Genomic DNA, 23,519 nt, shown 5'->3' on the forward strand with positions numbered 1-23,519 from the left:
CAAAATCACTCTATTGAAGTTTGTTTGTCATGCCTAAATTTATTATAACATGATTAATTTTAATACTCTAAATGAAAAGTGTTGACTTATATTAGCTGGTATTCTTGAAGAGGAATTGTGCCTTTTTTAGTAATAGGGCCACTTAACCGAATAAATGTTTTGGATAATAAGAGTGGCTGCATAGGCTTGCAGCCACTCTTTGATTGTTAACACCCTTTCACCCGGTCCTCGAAAGCTAGATAATCCGCTATTGCCTGCCGCTGAACCGGTTGTAAGAACCGTGGTAGGGGACGCCGCAGTTCGGTAGCAACCGCGTCCTTCAGTTGCTGATACAGGTCGGCAAACAACTCCGGTTCCGGCATGGGGCCACCTGGAGCATTGTTAGTCACTTCATCTGTTCCATACTTTGCATAGTCATACAGTTCATACTCCTGCCCATCCGTGGTGATCTGAATCGTGCCGGGCGTCCAGCGGCTGTATACACCTAGCTTGGCATATTTAGTGCGATACCCTATTACGTGGGTCGGAATTGGGCGCCGCGGCAATGGCTCTGGTAGCTGTACTTGGCTGATTAGTGTATCGCAATACGGAATGCCAAGTTTCGGTCCTTCTTCGGGAATGTCCTCATCGCTGGTGTGAAGGATATAATTTCTTCCCTTTGCACAGCGACTCCCAAGCATCGAGGCTAGGTCGGCACGCCCTGACCATTGGGCGTACTGGGGTTGGTCACGCCACTTGTTGTTGCCAGAAGCAAAGGTAAGCAACAGCGGTAGAATGTCAACATGGGAAGTAAGCCCGTCCCGGGTTGTGCCAGCTTGATCCGGTGGCATAAACATTCCGGTAGGATCCTTTACATAGAGGGGGATATGGGTGCTACTCTCATACACCGCAAACGCCTTGCCACGTAGACCGTTTGCGCCTCCATACTCGCCGTGATCCGATGTGAAAACCACGATGGTATTGTCAGCGTACTTACTTTTCTTTAATGCCCTCAGCACTCGCTTAATCTGCCTATCGACATACTGCGTGGCGAGATAGTAGAGATCGAGCAACTGAAACCACAGCTCTTCAAAGTCGTGCCCATGATATGGCATCTCACCAAAGACCTTGTCGCAAATAAGGGCCCATGCTGCCTGCGCCGTCGGTTTATTTTGCAGGAAAAGTGCTTCTGGCCACCTCTCGAAATTAGCCGGCAGTGCCTCGTGAAACTCTTTAATAGGTGGTGGGCATTTCTCTCCTGGTACATCCTTTGTCCACTCTGGAAACCACTGGACGTCATGCGGGTTGACCAAACTAACTGTTGTACACCATGGATTTGCATGGTCATAACCTTTTAGCCAATGGATAAACAGGTCAGCAATTTCCGGATCCTTTTCCAAACCTTCGCCTGGGCCACCGTTAGGGGAAGGACACGGAAGGGCATCCCTTTGGAACCCATATCGATCTAGGGGGCAGGTATTGGACAGATGCCATTTGCCCCACCAGAATGTGCGGTAGCCATAATCGCACTGCAGAACGGAACCCCAGGTAGGGAAATCCGGGTTAAGGTCTGGTGTAGGGGGCATATCTGATACAAACCCATCGGTATTGGTCAGAAACATGCCGTTCTGGTGAGTATAAAGCCCAGTTAATAGTGCCGAGCGCGAGGGGGAACAGGCGGTTGCCGCAGCGTAGTGCGCATCGAAACTGACTGATTCAAGGCGTAGCTTTGCCAAGTTCGGTGCCGCCCGATCCAGAAGTTCCTGATTGAAGCTGCCCTGGGGAAATCGAAGTTGGTCAACCAAAATGACAAGAATATTTGGCCGTGCCCGACGTTCGTTTTCTTCGGAGCAATTATGATGGTTGCCGTGGCGGTTCATGATCCTCCCCCCTATCAGGAAAAGTACTATAGTTGCAATTGAAATTACACGAAAACATATACATAGAATCGCTTGGTTCATACATCCATTTCTGTCTCAAAAAAAACCTTCTTTCTTTGTAATAAATTAGGACTATCCTTTTCCCCACCCTTCGGGTTCGTGGCAGACCATATCCAAGGCAATATCGATTTTATTTACTTCCTTGCTGGTCATAATTTGTCCTTCTTATTTTCGGATTTGAATTTAATATATGTTTAAAGGAAAGTTGTCGCTTGTACATTTGTCCGCTTGTGAAAATTATTTATCGGTTATCCAAAAGGTCATGACATTTCCACAAACAGGCGCTTTTCTTGAATAAGAAGGCGTCTTTTTATATACCCCTACACGTGAGTGATTATATTTTGTTAAGAAAAAAATTGTGAGTTTTTTCACTTAACTAAAGGGGGCATTAGTTAAATAAGATAATAAAAAAGGCTTGGAGTTGAAAACAACTCTAAGCCTTTTTGCCTGTGAAATATACTGTGATTTGTGTTGTGAAATTCTGTGGGATTAGGACTGTGATTTAACGTTTTGCACCTCACAAGTAAACCCGTCAATAATTACTATGGCGGGAGTTTTCTCCATATTTTTAAGAAAAGCACCTCAAAAAGGTCCCAGACTTTATTATCAGCTAAGACACCAACCTTTTTAATTCTTCAAGATCAATTTCCTCACTATAATCGACGCCTTCGACTTCAAACCCATTAAGCTGGAGGAATTCCTTTTGGAAGACATCCAAAGCGGTTAATTCGCGGATATTTTCCTCATTGATCCTACTTATGAGCGCGGTCACTTCCCGTTGAACAGCCTCGCGCATTTCCCAGTAGTCAGGGCGCAGTCTCCCTTGCCCATCTAATTCCCTGCCAGTACCGTACAACATCTCGGACCTTCGAATCGGCCCTGCGCTCTGACATAATCTATTTGTTGTTTAATCATCTCCCGGCAGCCGTATGGGTGGGCGGCGCGAGAGACGTTTCCTTTTAATTTTGCTTCAATAATCATTATGAATCCTCCTAGTCATGTTTCGGCGGGTTGACCTTTGCTTTTCCTTCTGTGACAATGACCCCGTCTTGGTTATAGCAGATGGTGTTTAAAACAAGTATGACGAACTTTCCTTTATCGATCATATCCGCCACTTCCACCTCCGCCGTGATCGTATCCCCGATTCGCACCGGTTTGACAAAGGTAAGCTCCTGCTGCAGGTAAATCGTGCCCGGCCCAGGCAGCTTCATCCCTAACACAGCCGATATAAAGCCGCCGCTTAACATGCCATGGGCAATCCTTGTTTCAAAAGGCGTGCCTTTCGCAAATTCCTCGTTGGTATGTGCCGGATTTAAGTCGCCGGTTATGCCGGCAAAAAGATACACGTCTGTTTCGGTTACGGTTTTTGACATTGATGCTTTGTCACCGATTGCAATGATCATTATAACATCCTCCTCTTCATCTTGCTCAACATTTCACAAGTGTATTTTTTAAATAAGAGAAGTCCAAGAAGCCGCACCATCTAGCGGCGCTTTTCATTTGACCTCTCTTATCGACAAATTTAGGTATGTTCCGGCGGTGACAGGCACCGCCAAAAACATCCCTACCAAATCCCAAGCTCTTTCGCTTCTGCCCGTAACGATTCTCTAAAATCAGGGTGGGCAATGCCAATCAGCAGTTCGACGCGTTCGCGAATCGAGGTTCCTTTTAGATGCGCGACACCGTATTCCGTCACGACATAATCGACGTCGTTGCGGGATAGCGATACGGTTGCCCCGTGGGCGAGTCTCGGCACGATTTTCGAAATCGTTTTACGTTCGCTGGTACCCGGCACCCTTACATTCGCGGTCGAATACAGCGCGATAAACGATTTTCCGTCCTTCGATAATTGCGCGCCAATCGCAGTATCCGCCTGGCCACCAGTGCCGCTAAATTGGCGGTGGCCTAGCGATTCGGAGCAGCACTGGCCGGTTAAATCGATTTCCAACGTCGTGTTAATCGAAACCATTTTGTGGTTCTGGCCGATGACATACGGGTCGTTAACATAGCTTCCATTTAAAATCATCACGCCAGGATTATCATTAATAAAATCATACAGCTTTTGCGTACCAAGGGCGAAAGTGGCGACCATCTTGCCCGGCCAAAGCGTCTTGCATTTTCCGGTAATAACGCCGGCTTCAAACAGGTCGACCATGCCGTCGGTAAACATCTCGGTATGAATGCCGAGGTCTTTTTTATTAAAAAGCTCCGCGGAAACAGCGTTCGGAATCCCACCTATTCCCAGCTGGATCGTTGAGCCGTCATCAATTAATTCGGCGATTTGCTTCCCGATGACCCGGTCCTTTTCGGTCGGTTCCGGCGACGGGAAGAGCGGCACGTCATAGTCGGCTTCGATGATGTAATCAATTTCGGAAATATGAACAATCGTATCGCCAAACGTTCTTGGCATATTTGGGTTTACTTCCAGGATGACAATGTCGGCAGCCTGGACCATTTCCTTCTCATAGGTAGCGCTTAAAGACAAGGACAGATAGCCATGTTCGTCCATAAGCGAGGCCGTCCCGGCAAAAATATTCGGATGGCGGTGCCCATTTCGCTTATTGCCCGCAAAATGAAGATGATTCGGGATAAACGAAACTGTCCCTTGCCCATGCATTTTCCGCATCGCCGGTGTATAAAACCAGCCCTCATTGACAAAATGGTCTTTATACGTCGGATCAGAGAAATACGGATATTCGAGAATCGGCAAACAGGTCGAAACCCGAATATCCGTCGCCCGCTCAGAAACCGTATGGAGCTTGGATAATAGACTTCTTGGCTCCGCCGCAGCCAACGCCGAAACGATATGATCGCCCGTCTTGATCAACGTCAACGCTTCATCGACTGAAATCTGCTTAGCATCATAAATGTCCTGATATTTATTTTCTCTAGTTAACGTTAACATCGTCTATCGGCCCCCATTTGATGACATTCGCGGCCCAGGCGTAGCCAATCCCCGCGGAAATCATGGAAATCACCGTTCCGTCCTGCACCTTGCCTTGCTCTAGCGCCAAATGCAAGGAGAGGATTTGGTCCACCTGGCCCAAATGTCCATAATCGCTTAAATAAATCGACTGGTCCTCGGTCAGCCCCAGCAAATCCAACAGATATTTATGCATCGAGTATTTAAAATGAAGCACGGCAAGGTACCCCAGTTCTTCTTTGCCAACCCCGGATTTTTCAAACGCGCGGTCGATGCAGTGAATCCAGTTTGGCATAGACACATCATTTAAGCGGTCCTTCATATGCTTTTCGTCAAATAATCGTAGTGACTTATAGGCTTCGTGAAGGTTTTCTGCTGTAATCGGCTTTTCGGTGCCGCCGAATTCCACCCCGGCATCGCGTGCCATCGTTCCGTCCGTCACGATATGAGAGCCCAACAATATATTCCGTCCCAAGTTCCTTTTTAAAATAATTGCCCCGGCGCCGGCGGAAAGATTGTACATCATTGACATCGCCCGGTCGGTGTAATCGACAAAATCCCCATTCCGATAACCGCCGACAATCATTACCGTATCCAATTCTTCATCGGCGATCATCATATCCTTGGCAATCTTCATTGCGGAAACTGCGGTACAGCATCGCTGCTGCATATCAATGCCCCACGCATTGACAGCGCCGATTTTTTCCTGAATATAGATGGCCGTGGTGGTGAGCGGATACTCCTTCCACTCCTCGCCAATCGAGATGACCAGGTCAATTTCCTTTGGGTCAATGCCTGTATTCTCAATCGCGGCAAGTCCCGCCTTGACCCCCATTTCCTGTGTCCCGTCACCTTCGCCCGGGACCCGCTTTTCCTTGATTCCCAGTTTGTTCATAATCGCCTCTTCCGTCCAGACACCCTTTGTGGCTTCTGAAATCTCTTTCGCCGTCATTCTTGGGGACGGTAGATAAATGCCTGTGCCTAAAATGCCAACATGAACAGTCATGCCATTTCCCTCCTTAAACTGTCAAAAAATTGATAATCAAACGGTTCGTCACATCCGGTTTTTCCATCAAAAATAAATGGCCTGTTCCCTCAATGATAATTTCTTTCGAATTTGGGATTTTTTCATGCAGCAGCCTGGCATTCCCACAAGGAACAACCCGGTCGCCGCGCCCGGCAAGAATCAGGGTTTTCGCCCAGATAGTATGCACCCTCGTTTCGCTATTGAACGACGCCCCTGCATATAATTGGCGCTGATACGCATGCTTCGGCTGGGGATTCTTCAGCTGCTGTTCAATAATGAAATCAATAATATCCTGATTTTCAGGCAAGGTTTCCAGATTTAACGCCGTGGAAACGGCATATTTTGCTTTTTCAATCGAGCCGTCTTTACTGCCGCCCTGCATCATGATATCAAGCGTCTCCTGCGGAATCGGGATGCTGTTAGGCCCGCCAAACGACGTACTGCAAAGGATGAGCTGATCGACCATCTCCGGAAATCGAATCGCAAATTCTTGGGAAATAAAGCCACCCATGGAAACGCCTAAAATATGCGCCTTCTCGATATGCAGCGCCCGCAATACCTCGGCTGTATCCTCGGCAAACAATTGGATCGAATACTCCATCTCCGGCTTGTCCGTGTACCCGACACCGCGGTTGTCAAAGACGACAACGGTAAAATGCTTGGCGAGCTCCTCCACCTGCCGATGCCACATCCAGCTCGCGTAGCCCAGGCCTTCAAGCAACACAAGCGTCGGCCCGCTTCCATGAATCTCGTAATAAAACTCTATTCCATTTGCCGCTATTTTAGGCATAAGCGCATGTCTCCTTCGACCGATTCCCTTAGGCAAGTTTACGGGAGATCAGTGTTGTTTACTGTCGAAAAATCGGACAGTGTCCTAATATCCTACATTTTGGTCCTCTATTTGAATAAGGCCCTCTAAAGGCCTGGAAAATCAGCCTTTAGAAGCCCTTATACAATTCAGAATCATTTAAATTCTGTATAATCCGTTTTTAATTCAAAAATAAAGGCGCCTTTGTCGTTCTTTGTTACTTTGCTTAATGCCATTTTCGTTACGCCTTCACGTTTGCCTTTGACATAGCTGATTTCAGGGGCCAAGCCATCAGTAAACGTCAACCCATTCATCGCTTTAATATAACCTTCCCAAGATAGGTTGTCGCCGGCTTCCTTTAAGCCTGCCACAAATGTTTCAGCCGCTACCCAGCCAGCCATTGTATAAGCGTTGATGACCTTTTGGTTCGGGAAGTATTTAGCCATCGCATCCATTAATGGTTTTAGCTTTTCAGGTTTTGCATCGACCCAGCCCATAACATGGAGGTTCTCAATCACGTTTGGAGCCCCTGGTGCCGCTAAAGCCAAGAAGGAAGCATCTGCATTGGAATAAGTGGTAATCATCGGAACATTGAAGTTTACTTTTTCAAATTCTTTTAAAATGCCTGTTGTCGCACCAGCCAAGCTGTAAACGATCACAACATCCGGGTTCAAGCTTTTTGCTTTTTGCACGGGTACTGTAAAGTCTGTGTCTGCAGCACCAACGGCCAATTTGCCTTCTTCCTTAAGCAAGCCTGATTTACCAAGCTCTTTTAAGCCTTCTGCAAAACCTTCAACGCCATCGCGGCCAACGTCGTCATTTTGATAGATGACCACGACGTTTTTCGCCTTAAATTCTTCAACAGCATATTTCGCCATTAATTTTCCTTCATAGTAATAGTTCGGCTGAACGGGGAAGAAGTTTTCGCCGGATTTGGTTAGCTGCTTCGCACCAGAGCCAAAGTAAACGGCTGGAATTCCTTCATCCTTGACGATGCTTTCTGTCGCCATGACGCCTGGTGTTCCTAATTGGCCGACAACCGCAAACACTTTGTCATCATAAACGAGCGATTCCATTGCTTGAACGGCTTTGTCCGGCTTAAATTCATCATCTTTTTTCACCAGTTCAATTTTACGGCCATTAACGCCGCCATCGTCATTGACTTTATTTAAATATGCTTCCATGCCTTCAAAGTACGGAGTGCCGATAAACGCTAATGCGCCAGATTGCACGCCGATGGTTCCAATTTTGACCGAATCTTTTGTAACCCCTTGGGCCAATTCCACTTTTTCTTTTTCCTTCGCCTTGCCGCTAGTGCTCTTTTCACCTGAACAGGCTGTCATAGAAAAGAGAAGGACGAAAATAAATGCTAGTGATAAACCTTTTTTCGAATAATTCCTCATGACTTTGACTCTCCCTCTACATGTATATTTTTTATAGTGCATCTAAGCGTTTCGCTTAGGGAATGCCGATTGGTTATACTGCATCGAATCTGCTTGCTTAAGAAATGCCGTTTGGGTTAGTGGCCGCCTAAATAGGCTTGCTTAATTTTTGAATCATTTTTGATCTCGGCTGCCGGCCCATGATGAATCACTTTTCCGGTCTCCAAAATATAGGCATAATGACTGATCGACAGGGCCTGGTTGGCATTTTGCTCCACGAGGAAAACGGTCGTTCCCTGCCCATTAATCTCTTTGATGATGGAAAAAATATCTTTCACAATAAGAGGAGCTAACCCCAACGATGGCTCATCCAGCAGCAGCAGCTTCGGTTTGGCCATTAAGGCACGGCCAATCGCCAGCATTTGCTGCTCTCCGCCCGACAACGTCCCGGCATCCTGCTTTTCCCGTTCTTTTAATCTCGGAAAATAGTGAAATACTTTTTCCAACGATTGATTGGCCTCTCTGCTCTGGGTGTAGGCGCCTATTTGCAAATTTTCCTTTACGGTCAGTTCAGGGAATACCTGCCGGCCCTCCGGTGATTGGATGATCCCCTGCTTGACCACCTTATCCGGTGATTGCCCGGTCAAGTCCTTGCCGTTAAACGCGACATTTCCCTTTTGCGGCTTGAGCAAGCCGGAAATCACTTTTAAAATGGAAGTCTTTCCCGCCCCATTCGCCCCGAGCAGGGTAACAATATTTCCTTCTTTAATTTCCAACGACACATTCTTGAGCGCATGAATGTATCCGTAATAGGCATCCACTTTTTCAAGCTTAAGCATGGACCTCATCCTCCTTACCTAAATACGCTTCTTGTACGGCAGGATGATTTTGAATCTCGTTCGGTGTGCCCTCGGCAATTTTCTTTCCAAAATTGATGACACAGATTTTTTCACAAACCTCCATCACCAGGTTCATATCGTGCTCGACGAGTAAAATCGTGACTTCAAACTTGTCACGTATCTTTTTAATCAAATCCGTCAAGGTTTGCGTTTCACTATGGTTCATCCCGGCCGCCGGCTCATCAAGAATAATCATTTTCGGGTCGGACATTAACGCTCGGCCTAATTCAATCAGCTTCATGACGCCGTATGGCTGAGCCGCCCCCGGTAAATGCTCAATCCCGCGAATCCCAAGGAAATCCATGATCTCCAGGGCCTTATCACGAATCCGCTTTTCTTCCCTTTTAACGGACGGAAGCCGCAGTCCTTGTGCAAAAAAGCCGCCCTTGGTCATGCTGTGCTGCCCGATAATCAGGTTTTCAAGAACGGTTAGGTTTTTAAATAACTCTACGTTTTGGAAGGTACGTACCAACCCGATATCCACCATTTGATGAACCTTGTAATTTAATAGATTTACATTTCCTTGAAAAGTAAGCTTACCTTGGTCTGCCGTATAGAAACGGCTGATACAGTTGAACACGGTTGTTTTCCCGGCACCGTTCGGTCCAATCAGGCCATAGATGCTTCCTTTTTCCACCGATAAGCTTAGGTCATCAATCGCCTTTAGACCACCAAAGCTGATCGATAGATTCTCGACTTGTAGTATTGGCTCCATGGTTATCCCTCCATTTCCTTCGGTATCGGCTGCTTCTGCCGTTTAAGCAGTGATGCTTTTATCTGGGTGCTGATTCTGGCAAGACCGTACGGGAAAAATAGGATGACTAACACAAGCGCAACACCGGTAAAAATGCTGGCAACATTTTTAATATTCTGAAGCCACTCAATATCCTTAACAAATTCCGGGATAAACACGATAAACGCCGCCCCTAGAACACTTCCTGGGATTGAAGCAAGGCCGCCGATTACCACCATTGCCAATAGATTTAACGAAACATCAATGCCCCATTGGTTCGGCTCGGTAAACCGGATCAAGTGAACATATAACGAACCGCCAATCCCCGCATAAAATGTGCTCAACGCAAACGCGATTAATTTGTATTTGAACAAGCTGACGCCCATCGCCTGGGCCGCATGCTCGCTGTCACGCATCGCGATTAACGCCCGGCCAGTTTTTGAAGATAGTAGATTATGAGCAAATAAGATTAACAGGACGCAGACAATGACCACTAACACAAAGAAATGTTCCCGCTCCCGTAACGCAAAGCCGAAGATCTCCGGCGTAACCGCTCGTGCCCCGGAAAATCCATTCGTGAAGCCAATCCATTCTTTAAAGGTCTGCTGCAGGGCGACGCCAAAGCCCAAGGTAGCAATCGCCAAATAGTGACCTTCCAACCTGAGCGCGACTAGCCCCAGGATGAGGCCGACGACCATCGGGATGACACCAGCTAACAGTAAACTGGCTAAAAACGGTAATTCAAAGTTGGAGGTGAAATAGGCCGATATGTAAGCCCCCAGCCCCATGAACGCGGCATGGCCAAGTGAAATTTGTCCGGCATAGCCTAGCAAAATATTAAATCCGATGGCAACGATCGCATAAATCACAATCAGATTTAACATCGTCAACGTCGACCGGTCCATATCGGTTACGAGCGGAATCATCGCCACGATCAGTCCAGTCAGGATATAGAGAAATGGTTTGTTCTGTAGTATTCCCTTCACGCGTTACACCTTCTTTCGGTGGACTTTGCCGAACAGTCCTGTCGGTTTGACAATTAAGATGATAATCAATAAGGCATAAACAATGACGGTTTTCCATTGCAAGGAAATGTAATAGCCTACCAGGTTATCAAATACCCCGATGACAAAGCCGCCGACAACCGGTCCGACAAACGAACCGAAGCCTCCCAGTACCGCGGCGATAAACGATTTCAAATGGACCTCCGCCATCATCGTCGTCGAGACGTTCGTTGTTGGGGCAATGAGCACGCCGGCAATCGCCCCAAGAACGGTAGCGATAATCCATGACAAGGAATACACCTTGGAAACCGGAACTCCCATCAATTTCGCCGTTGTTTCATTTTGCGCCGTTGCCCGAATCGCAATGCCCATCAACGTGTTTTTAATCATATAGAATAGGATTGCCATGATCACCAGTGTGATCGAAATGATAAAGATTGCATTCGGCTGTATGATGACCTCGCCAATGGTCATGTTGTCCATCGTTAACGCCTTGCGGAACGGATGCATATCAATGCCAAAAATCGCCGAAGCCAAGCCGTTAAAAATCATGATGAGGCCAAGGGTGATAATCATTTTGCTGACGAGCGTCGCTTTTGAGGCCGGCCTGATAAAGATCCGTTCTACTAAAAACCCTAAAACGACAGCAAACACAATCGCCCCCAAAAACGCGACCGGATAGGACATCGTTTGTTGAAATAGCGTAAAGGCGATAAAGCTGCTGAACATGGCCATTTCGCCCTGTGCAAAGTTAATGACATCGGAGGTCCGGTAAATCAGAACCAACCCTAATGCGGCTAAGGCATATAAACTTCCTGTCTCCAACCCGGCGATGACATTTTGAAAAAATTCAACCATTAGGAATCCTCCTTTTTCTCGTAGTATGTAATATTGAATTTTTTTTGATTTGGTAATCCTTCGCTTATTTATGATGCAAGTTGCGTGCCAACTTTTATAAACGCTTTCATTTTTTTAAAAAACAGGGGCGAAATTTGTTGATTATTGTTTAAGAACCCTGTTGTATAAAGGGCTGGGCAATTGTGAATGCTTTGTTAACGAATAAAAAAAAGACTTTGATGTGGTCAAAGTCTTTTTCATTTATTCGTATTGGTTGAAAACGTTTTCCATTTAAAGTGTCCGATTTTCCGACAGTGTTTGTTTTTACGACAAAGAGTCCTCCAAGTGGTACTTTTCAATCTTGTCATAAAGACTGGATCGGCTAATCTGCAGCGTTTCCGCCACTTTCACCTTATTATAGTTAAACTCCTCCAGGCAATTCTTGATGACTTCCTTTTCCGTTTCCTCCAAAATGCTCTTCAGTGTCTGGCCTTTCGCCAATTTTTGCGATCTTTTTGAATTCGTGATGTTGTATGGCAAATGGACAGTCCGAATCGTATCGGTATCGGTTAAATTGATGGCCCGCTCCAGCACATTCTCGAGTTCCCGAACATTACCTGGCCAGCTATAGCGGAGGATGTGGTCCATCGCATTTTTCGAAATGTGGCACACATAGACACCGAGCTGTGAGGACAGCTTATCCAGCAATTTCATCGCAATTGCCGCCGCATCGTCCTCCCGCTCGCGGAGCGGCGGAATTTCAATCGACATGACATTCAGCCGGTAAAATAAATCCTCACGGAATTGGCCCTCGGCCACCATTTTTTCAAGATTTTTGTTCGTGGCGGCAATCACCCGGACATCAACCGGAATGGTTCTCGTCCCACCGACCCGCTCGATTTCTTTTTCCTGAAGGACACGGAGCAGCTTCGCCTGCATCGCCAGCGGCATGTCACCGATTTCGTCGAGAAAAATCGTTCCATTATTCGCCAGTTCAAATTTTCCCAGCTTCCCGCCTTTTTTCGCGCCAGTAAAAGCCCCTTCCATATAGCCAAACAATTCCGATTCGAGGAGCTCAGCGGGAATCGCCGCACAGTTTACCTTAATAAAGCTTTCATGACTTCGGTTGCTCGAATGATGAATCGCATGGGCAAACAATTCCTTGCCAGTCCCGCTTTCTCCGAGAAGGAGCACATTGGACTTTGTCTGCGAAGCCCTTCTTCCCATATAAATCGCGCGCACCATCTTCTCGCTCGTACCGAGGATGTTTTCCCAGCTGTACTTCGCACCCTGAATTTGAACAAGCTGTTCCTTGGCATAGGACAGCGCACTTTCGAGCAGCTTATTTTTTTCAATAATATCCTTAAATTCCTTAATTTCTTGAAAAAGCAGCATGCCAAAACCATAAACAACCTCATGGTTTTGATCGAGGACCGGAATTCGGTGAACAATCGCCGTCTTGCCGTTCTTAAACTTATGCTTCCAGGCAATTTCTGACTTCTTCGTTTTGAACACATACGGAAAGCGCGAAAATTCATCCACTTCGAGGACGGGCTTGCCAATAACCTCATCTTTCGGAAACCCCAAATAGTCGGCAAAAATTTGGTTAATCATTCGAATTCTTGTATCTTTATCAATTAAAATAATCGGAACGCCAATCGGATCAAAAATCTTTTCGACAGTATTAAGAAATTGGTCCGAACCCAATATTTCTAAGTCTACAGTCGTGACAACATTGGAAACTTCTAAACTCATAAAGCGATGACCTCCCTAACCAGGACTACCTCCTTCTATTGTATAGAAATTCAGGGTGTTTAGGTAGGGATAATTTGTGACTAAAAAAAGGAGGGCCGCAATGATGGTGCGCCCCTCAGGTTGTCGGGAAAGGGTAATTTACTTTTTCTGAGCTATTGAGGACACTTCCTGCGTTTTTTCAATGGTTTTTTGTCCTCTATCGACGCTATTGAGGACACTTTCCTCTGATTCTTTGCTCGAATTGTCCTCAAGGGTTCTTCGACAGCAAAAAGGGTCACAGCCCACGCTGCGCCCCTCCTAATTTTATCTCTCAACAATCAGCGAAATCCCTTGTCCCCCGCCAATGCAAAGGGTGGCAAGGCCCGTTTTTGCGTCCCGTTTCTTCATTTCATATAGTAAAGTAACCAAAATTCTTGCGCCAGAAGCCCCAACCGGATGACCCAATGCAATTGCCCCGCCGTTAACATTGACCTTGGATGGGTCGAGTTCCAAGCCCTTCATGACGGCCAGCGATTGCGCGGCAAACGCTTCATTGGCTTCAATCAAATCAAGGTCTTCAACCGTCAGATTTGCCTTATCTAATGCCTTTTTCGTTGCCGGCACCGGCCCGAATCCCATAATCTTCGGATCAAGTGCAGCTGATGCATAGGATTTTACCGTTGCCAGTGGCTCAATCCCGAGTTCCAGCGCTTTCTCTTTGGCCATGAGGACAACCATCGCGGCACCATCGTTTAGTCCAGAGGCATTCCCGGCTGTGACCGTGCCATCCTTTTTAAAGGCTGGACGCAATTTCGCCAGCTTTTCCGCTGTTGTTCCCGGCCTAGGGTATTCGTCGGCAGCCACGACCACTGGCTCGCCTTTTCGCTGCGGGATGCTGACCGGTACAATTTCATCGTTGAATCGTCCCTCCTGTTGGGCAGCTACCGCACGGCGCTGGCTCTCAGCCGCAAAGGCATCCTGTTCTTCTCGAGTAATGCCCCATTTTTCAGCGATATTTTCAGCGGTTATTCCCATATGAATATCGTGAAATTTATCAGTCAGCGCATCGTAGATTAACGAATCTACTACTTCCTGATGGCCCATTTTCATTCCCCAACGAGCATTTTGAAGTAAATATGGCGCTTGGCTCATGCTTTCAATTCCACCAGCCAGAATCACATCGGCATCACCAACCGCGATAAACTGCGCTCCCATCGTAACCGTTCTGAGGCCAGAACCGCATAGCTTATTAATCGTCATCGCCGGTGTTTCTTCCGGCAGCCCTGAATAAATCGCTACCTGACGGGCGACATTTTGCCCTAATCCCGCTGATAAAATATTTCCAACCAGTACTTCATCAATGATGTCAGCTGAAATGCCAGCCCGTTTAATCGCTTCCTTCGCCGCTGTCACGCCCAGATCCACCGCTGACACATCCTTGAAAGCGCCTCCGAAACTGCCGACAGGCGTTCTCGCTGCTCCTACAATAACTACCTCTCTCATAAAAATCCCTCCATTAAGTAAAAACTCAATTTACTATATTGCAATAATCGTACCAAGTTGGAATATCGCGACTGGCCCGGTTCCACGCCCTGCAAAACTGTCCGAATTTCAGACACTGTCTGATTTTGTCGACAAAACACGACAGCAATATGACCTAAAATCCTGTAGCCTTTGGTAAAATCAAATTGGCATGATTCTTGCGAGATAAATAAATGACTATTCATTTTGGAGGGATATTTATGAGATTAGCAGAAAAGGTAGCCATTATCACTGGAGCAGGAAGAGGAATTGGCGAAGCAACGGCTCTTAAGTTTGCCAAGGAAGGGGCAAAAGTTGTCGTTGCGGATGTGAACAAGGAGGATATTGACCAAACGGTTCAAGCCATTACCGAAGCTGGCGGGGAAGCAATTGGAATGGTTGTCGATGTAACCAATGTGGAGCAGGTAGAAAACATGGTTACTGAAACTGTCCAGCACTTTGGAAGCGTTGACATTGTCGTGAATAATGCAGGAATCACAGCTGATGCCCAATTGATTAAAATGGAAGAAGCCCAATGGGATCGCGTAATCGATGTTAACTTAAAAGGCGTCTTCAATGTGGCGCAAGCGGCTGCCAAGCTCATGAAGGAGCAAAAAAGCGGCGTCATTTTAAATGCCTCCTCCGTCGTCGGCTTGTACGGAAACTTTGGCCAAACGAACTATGCAGCCACCAAGTGGGGTGTCATCGGGATGACAAAGACGTGGGCAAAAGAGCTTGGCCGTTTCGGTATCCGTGTTAATGCCGTGGCACCAGGATTTATCATGACACCGATGGTTCAAAAAATGCCTGAAAAGGTACTCGATATGATGAAAGGGAAATCTCCGCTTGGCATGTTGGGTGAGCCGGAAGATATCGCCAACGCCTATACCTTCTTGGCTTCAGATGAAGCGCGTTATGTCACCGGAACTGTGCTAAGTGTCGATGGCGGAGTGGTACTGTAATAGATTTTCTGGGGGCTGAATTGATTTTTTCGATTCAGCTCTTTGCCTATTTTTTCAGGAGGTGTGAGAGATGCCACTTTTGAATATTAACGGTAACAATCTTTATTATGAAACCTACGGTAATCCAGATGCTCAGAACACGATTATGTTTCTTAACGGCGTGATGACGACCACGACCAGTTGGGCGTTGTATTACCCCTTTTTCGAAAAACTTGGCTATCGGATTGTCCTTCATGATTTCAAAGGCCAAATGAAATCGGATAAGCCAGAAGGGCCTTATACCTTTAAAGAGCATGCTGATGATGCCAAAAAGCTGTTAGAAGAATTGGGTGTGGAAAAGGTACACCTTATTGGCACGTCATACGGCGGCGAAGTGGCCATGAGATTTGTGATTGACTATCCAGAGGCGGTTGCGAGCTTGGTACTCATCGATGCAGCTAGTGAAGTCGACGAGATCAGCAAACTATTTGTCGAAGGCTGGAAGCACTTGGCCCAGCAGCAGCAAGGCGAAGCCTTTTTCTGGGGCGCCGTGCCTTCCTTATATGGCAATGCGTTTGTTGCGAAAAATATGGACTTTCTGGCGGAGAGAGCGAAACTAATGAATGATATTGAGGCCAGCTATTTTGCCGGCCAAGTGAATCTGTATGAAACGTATGTGAATGATTTGAATTTGACCGGAGATCTAGGGCGGATCACTTGTCCGACGCTTGTCGTCCTCGGTGAAAATGACCTGCTCACACCGCGGAAGTTTGCGGACATGTTGGTTAAGAACATCCCAAACACCGAATACATGATTATTCCGGAATGCGGCCATGTCACAATTTTTGAACAGCCGGAAGCATTGAAAACTGCGATGATTGGGTTTATTTTAAAGCATAGTTAGGCAGACCGCCTCTCCAATAAGCTCCTATTGGCGTAGTTGGAGGGGCTTTTTTACGCCGTTACTGCTCCTATAACCTCTATAAGCGTAGTCGAACACGCCTTTTTACGCCGTTACTGCTCCTATAACCTCTATAAGCGTAGTCGAAGACGCTTTTTTACACCGTTACTGCTCCTATAACCTTTATAAGCGTAGTCGAAGACGCTTTTTTACGCCGTTACTGCTCCTATAACCTTTATAAGCTTAGTCGAAGACGCTTTTTTACGCCGTTACTGCTCCTATAACCTCTATAAGCGTAGTCGAAGACGCTTTTTTACGCCGTTACTGCTCCTATAACCTTTATAAGCGTAGACGAACACGTTTTTTACGCCGCTACTGCTCCTATATCCCTTGATAGAACATGGTTGGTAACTACCGATTTTAAATAACTTTTTGGATAGGAGACTTTTTTTATTTCTGTGTTGGAACAGGAGTTTCAGTTTCTAAAACCAACTTGCTTACTCTTTTTCTTCCAGAAATAATAAAAAATAATGAATATGATGAAAATGAACGAAATTAAATAAATACTATATTTTGATACATAAGCTTCAACTTGTTTCCAATCTTTCCCTAGTTTCCTGCCTAAAGTAATGAAAGTAAAAGTCCATATGAATGCCCCAGTATAGGCAAAAACTAAGAATTTTCTAAAAGGGTATTTATTTATGGCTGCGATGTAAGCCGTAAGGTGGCGGACTCCAGGAATGAAATAGCCAATTAATAAAATTGTCGGTCCGATTTTTTGGAACAAATTCTTTGTCAAATTAATTTTCTTCTCAGTGATATGAAATTTGGGACCAAATTTTTTTAACAAAGGTAATCCAAACCTATAGCCGATATAGTAGCTAAGGGAGATTCCTCCTGCGGCACCCGTAAATGCACTTAACAAAGACATTATATATTTTAATTTATCTTGGTAGACATTGTAGCCAACATATGTTAAAAGAACCTCATCAGGTATCGGAAGACCAATAATACCACCAATTAACACGACAATGATTCCCAAATATCCAAAATGCTCGATTAGGAAATCTATATGCTTCATCATTAATTCCCACCTAAGTAATAAATTAAAGTTTTTTAACTTTAATGGGGCTTACCATTAAAACAGCTAGGGTTAAGGTAATCCATGCATTACTATATGAAAAGAATCCCATTGCAGCGAGTGGCAATCCAGCCGCTGGAATAGGCAATCCTCTAAAATAGCCAATGGTTGGTTTTACATTAAACTTAGCCAATCTTAACGCACCCATTATGGGGAAAAGGATAAATGCCAAAGAAGTTGAAATAGACGGTGTCGCGATTGTATGGAATAGAAGCGCTGGAGCAACACCAAAACTAACAATATCCGCTAAGGAATCCAATTGGACACCCAATTCACTGTTAACTTTTAATCCTCTAGCAATTCTTCCGTCAAGAAGATCAAAAATAGCTGAAAGGAAAATTAATATGGAGGCTACATGTAAAAAGCCGCTCATATTACAGGTAATGGAAAGAACACCGCACAATAAATTTCCCATTGTAAATAAATTGGGGACCGCTTTTGCTACTTGACTAAACAAATTAATTCCTCCTGACATTAACGATTCCACCCATTTAATTAGCATATTTCTATATATTCTTTCGAAAATTTTCAAACGACAACTTTCTGAAATCTGAATGTTTTATTAGGGGAGAATACAGTTTTAATTTATATCATTAACTTGCCCAATTTGATTGAGGGACCATTCTTGAATTCATTGCAAAAACGATGTCCCCAAGGTCCTACTTTGGCCATGAAACGGCGGGGGTCTCCCGTAGTTGGAGGGGCTTTTTGCGGCCAAGGATAAAGCCAGGAGACTGTAGTGTCCCCTGGCTTTCATTCATTATTTCCCTGTATCGGGTGGCTTGTTAATGTTGTAAAAGCGTTGGCCACTTTTCTCGCAAAGGAGAGAGGGGGTTCAACCGATTGAATATGAATATACATCAGATTGGGCTGGGTAAATATCCAGTGATTATGCAAGGCACTCACTATTAATCCTTGACCCACAACAGATTTCGAAAAATTTGGGATTTCCTGTTCAAGTAATGTGATCTCCCCAAGGTTTAGTGCATGGCCGTTTGCATCCAATGACTCAAAGGAAATTCCTACTGGTAAAACGGAATGACTGGGCCGGCCTTGGATATGAACAGGAAAACTTCGCTTTAAGCTTACCGAACAGCCATTTTTTGTCATTTTAGCTTTTCCATTTAATATTTGGGCAAATTGGTCTCCAAGCTGCTTGATGTCATACATATCATTAGCCCCTTCCACATTCTTTTTAGATTATATTCATGTGGGTTGCGGGGGCATTCCTATGATTACTTCATATAGTCTTCAACTAGTTCAAAACATCTTTCCTCTGTAAGGTTGTTCTGAACCGCTACATATTCTAATTGTTCCATCGTACCGCCTTCAAATTTTAGAGAGGCCGCTTTTGCAGTACGATCTCGATAATCGATCCATTCCCGTTGTTCTTTTCTTAGTTGTTCCATCTCTTCCGAAGGAAGTTGCTCCTTTAGGACGCCATAAATCTCATTTAACAATCCATCCCAAACGTCGTACAGATCTCCTTCTACCTTTTTTAAAGCGAATGTTGTGTTGTCTATCGGATTATTACGCATCTCGTCCATTTCTTTTTTCGTAGCATTTAATTTCTTGAGATAATCTTCCTTTAGACTCGCTGTAGTCTTCGTTGATACGTTTTCCTCTTTTTTTGGTGCATCTACTTTTTCGTTTGTTTTAATATTTTCTGCTTCGGTAGTATCATTACTGTTTTCTGTATTAGTAGGAGTATTTGGCGATTCTGCTTTTTGAGTTGACTGGCTGCCCATCGCAGCACTTGAATCGTCTGATGATTTACCACAAGCCGCCAAAATCATGAATACCACCAATACCATTCCCATTAAAACATTTCGATTATGATTCATTTCAAGCCTACTTTCTCTATCATTCTAAACCTTTACGTTATGTACATTCTTTCACAATAATCAGTATATTTCAATCATTTTAACCTTTGTGTGATTCCCCGAAAAACCTTGGTTTAGGGCCACACGAACAGCCCTGTTGTCTTTTTTGAAATTTTTTCAAAATAATGATGGTTGTCCAATCTTCTTTTGTCTTAAGAAATATATATATATCGAGGGGTTGTCCAACAAGTTGACCAAAGGATGGTGAGGAATATGTACGGATATGGCGGCAGCAGCTTTGTATTAATTGTAGTGTTGTTCATTCTATTAATTATCGTACTAGCTAGCTTCGCTTATTAACCATTGTGAAGCTTGAAATCTGGACAAGAAGGGTGGTGTTAAATATGGAAGAGCGCAGAAGAAGCCATGTTAGTAATTTTGCTTTAATCGTAGTATTGTTCATTCTCCTGGTCATTGTTGGAGCGTCTTTTATGAGCGGCTACTAAATGAGGGGCATTACTGAGTGAAAAAGGATGGATTTGGTGAATCTGTCCTTTTTCCTGATAAATTTTTTAGGGAAAGGAGGTTGTGTGCATGTTTCCCTTTCCTGACGGATTTAGAAGAAGACCGTTCTTTCCCATTGAAATTGAAATTGAAATAGAGCGAAGAAGACGCATTGAGTTCGAAAGAAGAAGACGCTTTGAGTTCGAAAGAAGAAGACGCGGTTTCCTCTGATACGGTCAACTTCATTTTATACGCCAGCCTAAATCTCCAAGCAACCACTAGACCTCTCTTTTGGAACGTTTGCATTTACTGCAGACGTTTCTTTCCGTGTGTGGCGGTAAAATTCTTGCAGAAAAAAAGCCAGGGAACGCGTCCCCTGGCCTCTAATTTATGCAGTTGTTCCTGATGCGCCTTTGTCAGTGTTTACTTTTGCAGTCTTGCGGATGAATGGAATCACCCAGCGGTCCAACCCGTAACGGCCGGCGTTATAACCTGCAGCTAGGATAATGAAGCCTAAGAAAATGTCTGTTGGGTTATGAGATACGGTACCAGCCAAGAAGAATGAGAAGTTCATCACTAAACCGAAGAACATGGCGGCTGTCGTTAAGCAGCCTAATAGTAAGCCTAAACCAATTAGCGTTTCACCCCAAGGAACGATGACGTTAAAAATATCTACATTTGGAAGTGCGAAGCCTTTAAGGAATTCTACATACCAGCCGTAAACGACGGCGCCATCAGGACCTTTTACAGGATTAGCGGTTACTCCCTTTAAGAAACCAGAAGCATCGAACCCGCCAGTGATTTTATGAAAACCGGCTGTGAACCAAGAATACCCAAGATATAAACGAATCACTAGTAATAGTGCAGCTGAAATCTTATTTTCTCTTAAAAATTTGTTAAACATTTTTGTTTCCCCCTTATTTTTGTTGCTTCGTATTAATGTTTGCTCCTTACATTTACAATATATAGCATTCTCTCTGTTAATAACATAGTCATAGTGTTAAGTTCACAAAGTGTTAATAATGGTTTGACAAATATTTGAACGAGTGAGTAAACGGCGTTTGATTAGTAAAAAAAGGGGGGGCTCTAGCGCCCCTTTTTTCATCTACAACATCACCCATCTATTCCTTAGGACAGAAAAATGGCAGGAGAACACTGTCCCCTGCCTTTACATTTCCCTCTGCCTCACGCTGCTCGTTCAACAGCTGGGACTAATGTTTTACCTTTTATTTTCATTTTAAAGTAACCTACTGTCACCAGCATGAACCCAGCCATATAGGCTAACAAGATGACATTGTTGTGCCACATATAAGCAAAGTTACCACTTGAAATGACCGCCTTAAACGATTGAACGGAATAAGTCATAGGTAATAAAGCATTAATGGGCTGCAGGGCATTTGGAATTAATTCGAGCGGGAAGGTTCCTGCACTCGTGGTTAATTGTAAAATCAATATAACAATCGCAATGAAACGGCCAGGGTCTCCCATCGTTGTAACCAGCATTTGAATGAGTGCCATAAATACATAGCTGGTAATGAGGGAAGTCACGAAGAACAAGGGAATGCTGGCGACTTCAATTTTTAAGACAGCCAGTATAATAAAGTCTACTAAAATAGCCTGTGCCAACCCAACCAGCGCCAGTACACCAAATTTCCCCAAAAACCATTGAAGTGCATTTTTCGGCCTAACTGCCGGCTCTTTAAGAGCAAATACAATCGACATCAGCAAGGCCCCTACAAATAACCCGAGGGAGATGAAATAGGGAGCAAATCCTGTACCATAATTTGGCACTTTATTGATCTCCTGCTTGTCGACCGCAACGGGTTCACCCATCATATCATACGTGTCATCATCGGCCTGAACAGAGCCTGCTTCCTTGGCTCCTTCCGCTAATTTAGCGGCTAATTCAGTGGAGCCATCCTTCAACTTGACTGTCCCATCTGCTAATGTTTTGGAGCCATCTGCAAGTTGTCCAGCCCCAGCTTGAATTTGTTCTGCCCCATTCTCTATCTGACCCATACCGGCCGATAAATCATGAGTCCCTTTGTTCAAATCTTGGGAGCCTGTGTATAGTTGATTGATCCCCTGTTGCAAGCCAAGCTGACCTTTATTAATTACCCCAAGCCCTGCAATGAGTTGATTAAATGCCGGGGAAGTTTGTGCTTTTAACTGATCCTCAAGGCCGGTGGTTGCGCCCAGTAATTGCTGATTGAGCTGCGTTTTAAATTCGCTGAAGCCTTGATTTAGGCCAGAGTCTATTTCTTGCTTTAGCTGCGGCTTTAAGTTGGAAGTAAGCTGCTGCTGTAACTGTTGCTGCAATTCAGCTTTTGTTGGAGCCTGTTGTTTCGCATCAGCGACAATTTGCTGCACAGTCTCAGCCGGAATTCCTTTTTCAATTAAAGCTGCGGCTAACTCCTGCATTTGCGAAGCTTGCTGATTGATTAATTGATTCGCCAATTCCTCCGATAAGCCTTGGGCAATGCCATCTGTTAATCCAGCTGTGAGTCCCGATTCCAGCTTTTCCTCAAATTGATCGATACCTTTATTTAATTGATTAGCATTTCCGGCTAGTTGCCCAGTGATTCCAGCAGCAATCTTCTCAGGCAGCTCTGTTTTCATTTGCTCCATGCCTGCTTGTGCAGATTTTGTCCCTTCAATTAGTGCCGGAAGCTTTGCATGAATTTCACCGAGACCCGCTTGTACTTGCTCGGTACCTGTCGCTAAGGTCTTTGACCCTTGCGTAGCGGTTTGAATTCCTTCGTGAAATTCAATTGATTTCGATGCTAAGACTTCAAGATTTTCTTTTAAAACCTTTGCCCCATCAGCAAGCTGGACTGCACCATCCTTCAATTGACCAGCACCATCACTTGCCTGATTCAAACCATCCGCCAGTTCCGCTACTTGATCGAACATGGTTTCAGCATAGGTAGCAGTTATTTTTTTTGAGATTTCCGCTTTTATTTCTTTCATCGCTGTTTCCCCGATTTGACTTGACAGAAAGTTTGCTCCTTCATTTGGAACATATTTAATTTCCAGCTTTTCTGGCTTGTCATCCAACAAGGTGGTCGCATTCGCCGAGAAGTTTTCGGGAATCTCGACCAAAATATAGTAATCCTGCTCCTCTAATCCCTTATATCCCGCTTCCTTCGAAACGGTACTAAACTTAAATGAATCACTATCTTTAAGATTATTTACCAGCTCTTTCCCAAGCTGCAGCTGTTGTCCTGCAAATTCTGCACCTTGATCCTGATTCACGATGGCTACAGGCAAATCGGACATATGGTCATATGGATCTAAAAATGCCCATAAAAACATGCCTGCATATAACACCGGAACAAACGCCACGGCTAAAATTGGAATAAGAATTTTTCGGTTCGATAGGATCAATTTACATTCTGCTAAAAAAGACGAACCTTTCATTA

At 44.9% G+C, this 23,519-nt stretch carries 24 protein-coding genes; 4 read left to right on the plus strand and 20 right to left on the minus strand.

The annotated features are described in order from the left end of the window. Window positions 1–206 precede the first annotated feature (206 nt). The 14 genes from M3234_RS01820 to M3234_RS01885 all read right to left on the minus strand — a co-directional run bounded on the left by M3234_RS01820 (window position 207) and on the right by M3234_RS01885 (window position 14,769). Window positions 207–1,859 carry a sulfatase-like hydrolase/transferase gene (locus M3234_RS01820; RefSeq protein WP_262303036.1) on the minus strand — a complete coding sequence of 551 codons (1,653 nt, stop codon included), beginning with the start codon at window positions 1,857–1,859 and terminating at the stop codon, window positions 207–209. A 670-nt stretch (window positions 1,860–2,529) separates the two neighbouring features. Then, window positions 2,530–2,778 carry a hypothetical protein gene (locus M3234_RS01825; protein WP_262303037.1) on the minus strand — a complete coding sequence of 83 codons (249 nt, stop codon included), beginning with the start codon at window positions 2,776–2,778 and terminating at the stop codon, window positions 2,530–2,532. Continuing rightward, window positions 2,751–2,900 carry a hypothetical protein gene (locus M3234_RS01830; RefSeq protein ID WP_262303038.1) on the minus strand — a complete coding sequence of 50 codons (150 nt, stop codon included), beginning with the start codon at window positions 2,898–2,900 and terminating at the stop codon, window positions 2,751–2,753. The genes M3234_RS01825 and M3234_RS01830 overlap by 28 nt, the downstream gene beginning before the upstream one ends. An 11-nt stretch (window positions 2,901–2,911) precedes the next feature. Beyond that, a complete protein-coding gene (locus tag M3234_RS01835; RefSeq protein ID WP_262303039.1) occupies window positions 2,912–3,322 on the minus strand; it encodes a MaoC family dehydratase in 411 nt (136 codons plus the stop codon). Between the two features lie 161 nt (window positions 3,323–3,483). Beyond that, window positions 3,484–4,824, minus strand: coding sequence for an acetyl-CoA hydrolase/transferase family protein (locus M3234_RS01840; protein ID WP_262303040.1), 1,341 nt, complete (start codon window positions 4,822–4,824; stop codon window positions 3,484–3,486). Further along, window positions 4,808–5,848, minus strand: a complete 1,041-nt coding sequence (locus M3234_RS01845; protein WP_262303041.1) for a 3-oxoacyl-ACP synthase — start codon at window positions 5,846–5,848, stop codon at window positions 4,808–4,810. The genes M3234_RS01840 and M3234_RS01845 overlap by 17 nt, the downstream gene beginning before the upstream one ends. A 13-nt stretch (window positions 5,849–5,861) precedes the next feature. Further along, on the minus strand, window positions 5,862–6,659 hold the full coding sequence (locus tag M3234_RS01850) for an alpha/beta fold hydrolase (RefSeq protein ID WP_262303042.1): 798 nt from the start codon (window positions 6,657–6,659) through the stop codon (window positions 5,862–5,864). 173 nt (window positions 6,660–6,832) lie between these two features. Next, window positions 6,833–8,080, minus strand: a complete 1,248-nt coding sequence (locus M3234_RS01855; RefSeq protein ID WP_262303043.1) for an ABC transporter substrate-binding protein — start codon at window positions 8,078–8,080, stop codon at window positions 6,833–6,835. A gap of 116 nt (window positions 8,081–8,196) precedes the next feature. Further along, the gene (locus tag M3234_RS01860) at window positions 8,197–8,898 is read right to left on the minus strand and encodes an ABC transporter ATP-binding protein (RefSeq protein ID WP_262303044.1); all 702 of its coding nucleotides are present in this window, start codon (window positions 8,896–8,898) and stop codon (window positions 8,197–8,199) included. Continuing rightward, window positions 8,891–9,673 carry an ABC transporter ATP-binding protein gene (locus tag M3234_RS01865; protein WP_262303045.1) on the minus strand — a complete coding sequence of 261 codons (783 nt, stop codon included), beginning with the start codon at window positions 9,671–9,673 and terminating at the stop codon, window positions 8,891–8,893. Before M3234_RS01865 ends, M3234_RS01860 begins: the two co-directional genes overlap by 8 nt. A 2-nt stretch (window positions 9,674–9,675) precedes the next feature. Further along, window positions 9,676–10,677, minus strand: coding sequence for a branched-chain amino acid ABC transporter permease (locus M3234_RS01870; RefSeq protein WP_262303046.1), 1,002 nt, complete (start codon window positions 10,675–10,677; stop codon window positions 9,676–9,678). 3 nt (window positions 10,678–10,680) lie between these two features. After that, window positions 10,681–11,553, minus strand: coding sequence for a branched-chain amino acid ABC transporter permease (locus M3234_RS01875; protein ID WP_262303047.1), 873 nt, complete (start codon window positions 11,551–11,553; stop codon window positions 10,681–10,683). Between the two features lie 303 nt (window positions 11,554–11,856). Continuing rightward, the gene (locus M3234_RS01880; RefSeq protein ID WP_262303048.1) at window positions 11,857–13,287 is read right to left on the minus strand and encodes a sigma-54 interaction domain-containing protein; all 1,431 of its coding nucleotides are present in this window, start codon (window positions 13,285–13,287) and stop codon (window positions 11,857–11,859) included. Window positions 13,288–13,590: 303 nt separating this feature from the next. Then, window positions 13,591–14,769, minus strand: a complete 1,179-nt coding sequence (locus M3234_RS01885) for an acetyl-CoA C-acetyltransferase (protein ID WP_262303049.1) — start codon at window positions 14,767–14,769, stop codon at window positions 13,591–13,593. 239 nt (window positions 14,770–15,008) lie between these two features. Between M3234_RS01885 and fabG the strand changes: the two genes are divergently transcribed. Continuing rightward, on the plus strand, window positions 15,009–15,749 hold the full coding sequence (gene fabG, locus M3234_RS01890) for a 3-oxoacyl-ACP reductase FabG (protein ID WP_262303050.1): 741 nt from the start codon (window positions 15,009–15,011) through the stop codon (window positions 15,747–15,749). A gap of 70 nt (window positions 15,750–15,819) precedes the next feature. Further along, complete coding sequence (locus M3234_RS01895; protein ID WP_262303051.1) at window positions 15,820–16,632, plus strand: alpha/beta fold hydrolase; 813 nt, start codon at window positions 15,820–15,822, stop codon at window positions 16,630–16,632. 472 nt (window positions 16,633–17,104) lie between these two features. Here the strand turns inward: M3234_RS01895 and M3234_RS01900 are convergent, their stop codons facing one another. The 4 genes from M3234_RS01900 to M3234_RS01915 form a co-directional block, all read right to left on the minus strand. Continuing rightward, window positions 17,105–17,713, minus strand: coding sequence for a DedA family protein (locus tag M3234_RS01900; protein WP_396953914.1), 609 nt, complete (start codon window positions 17,711–17,713; stop codon window positions 17,105–17,107). A 22-nt stretch (window positions 17,714–17,735) separates the two neighbouring features. Continuing rightward, entirely contained in the window at window positions 17,736–18,245 is a 510-nt protein-coding gene (pssA, locus tag M3234_RS01905) for a CDP-diacylglycerol--serine O-phosphatidyltransferase (protein ID WP_396953915.1), read from the minus strand. Window positions 18,246–18,523: 278 nt separating this feature from the next. Beyond that, complete coding sequence (locus M3234_RS01910; RefSeq protein ID WP_262303052.1) at window positions 18,524–18,940, minus strand: DUF1259 domain-containing protein; 417 nt, start codon at window positions 18,938–18,940, stop codon at window positions 18,524–18,526. A 65-nt stretch (window positions 18,941–19,005) separates the two neighbouring features. Further along, window positions 19,006–19,614 carry a lysozyme inhibitor LprI family protein gene (locus M3234_RS01915; RefSeq protein WP_262303053.1) on the minus strand — a complete coding sequence of 203 codons (609 nt, stop codon included), beginning with the start codon at window positions 19,612–19,614 and terminating at the stop codon, window positions 19,006–19,008. Between the two features lie 240 nt (window positions 19,615–19,854). Here M3234_RS01915 and M3234_RS01920 point away from each other — a divergent pair, with 240 nt between their 5' ends. Together M3234_RS01920 and M3234_RS01925 are read left to right on the plus strand one after the other, a co-directional pair. After that, window positions 19,855–19,953: a YjcZ family sporulation protein gene (locus M3234_RS01920; RefSeq protein WP_262303054.1), complete on the plus strand. Its 99-nt coding sequence runs from the start codon at window positions 19,855–19,857 to the stop codon at window positions 19,951–19,953. 44 nt (window positions 19,954–19,997) lie between these two features. Then, window positions 19,998–20,099, plus strand: a complete 102-nt coding sequence (locus M3234_RS01925; RefSeq protein WP_262303055.1) for a YjcZ family sporulation protein — start codon at window positions 19,998–20,000, stop codon at window positions 20,097–20,099. Window positions 20,100–20,485: 386 nt separating this feature from the next. On the opposite strand, the gene M3234_RS01930 is transcribed toward M3234_RS01925, so the two are convergent. Beyond that, window positions 20,486–21,001 carry a DoxX family membrane protein gene (locus M3234_RS01930; protein ID WP_262303056.1) on the minus strand — a complete coding sequence of 172 codons (516 nt, stop codon included), beginning with the start codon at window positions 20,999–21,001 and terminating at the stop codon, window positions 20,486–20,488. Window positions 21,002–21,282: 281 nt separating this feature from the next. Then, window positions 21,283–23,517: a YhgE/Pip domain-containing protein gene (locus M3234_RS01935; protein ID WP_262303057.1), complete on the minus strand. Its 2,235-nt coding sequence runs from the start codon at window positions 23,515–23,517 to the stop codon at window positions 21,283–21,285. Window positions 23,518–23,519 lie beyond the last annotated feature (2 nt).

This window comes from Neobacillus niacini, from assembly GCF_023715785.1.
Lineage (GTDB): Bacteria > Bacillota > Bacilli > Bacillales > Cytobacillaceae > Neobacillus > Neobacillus niacini_E.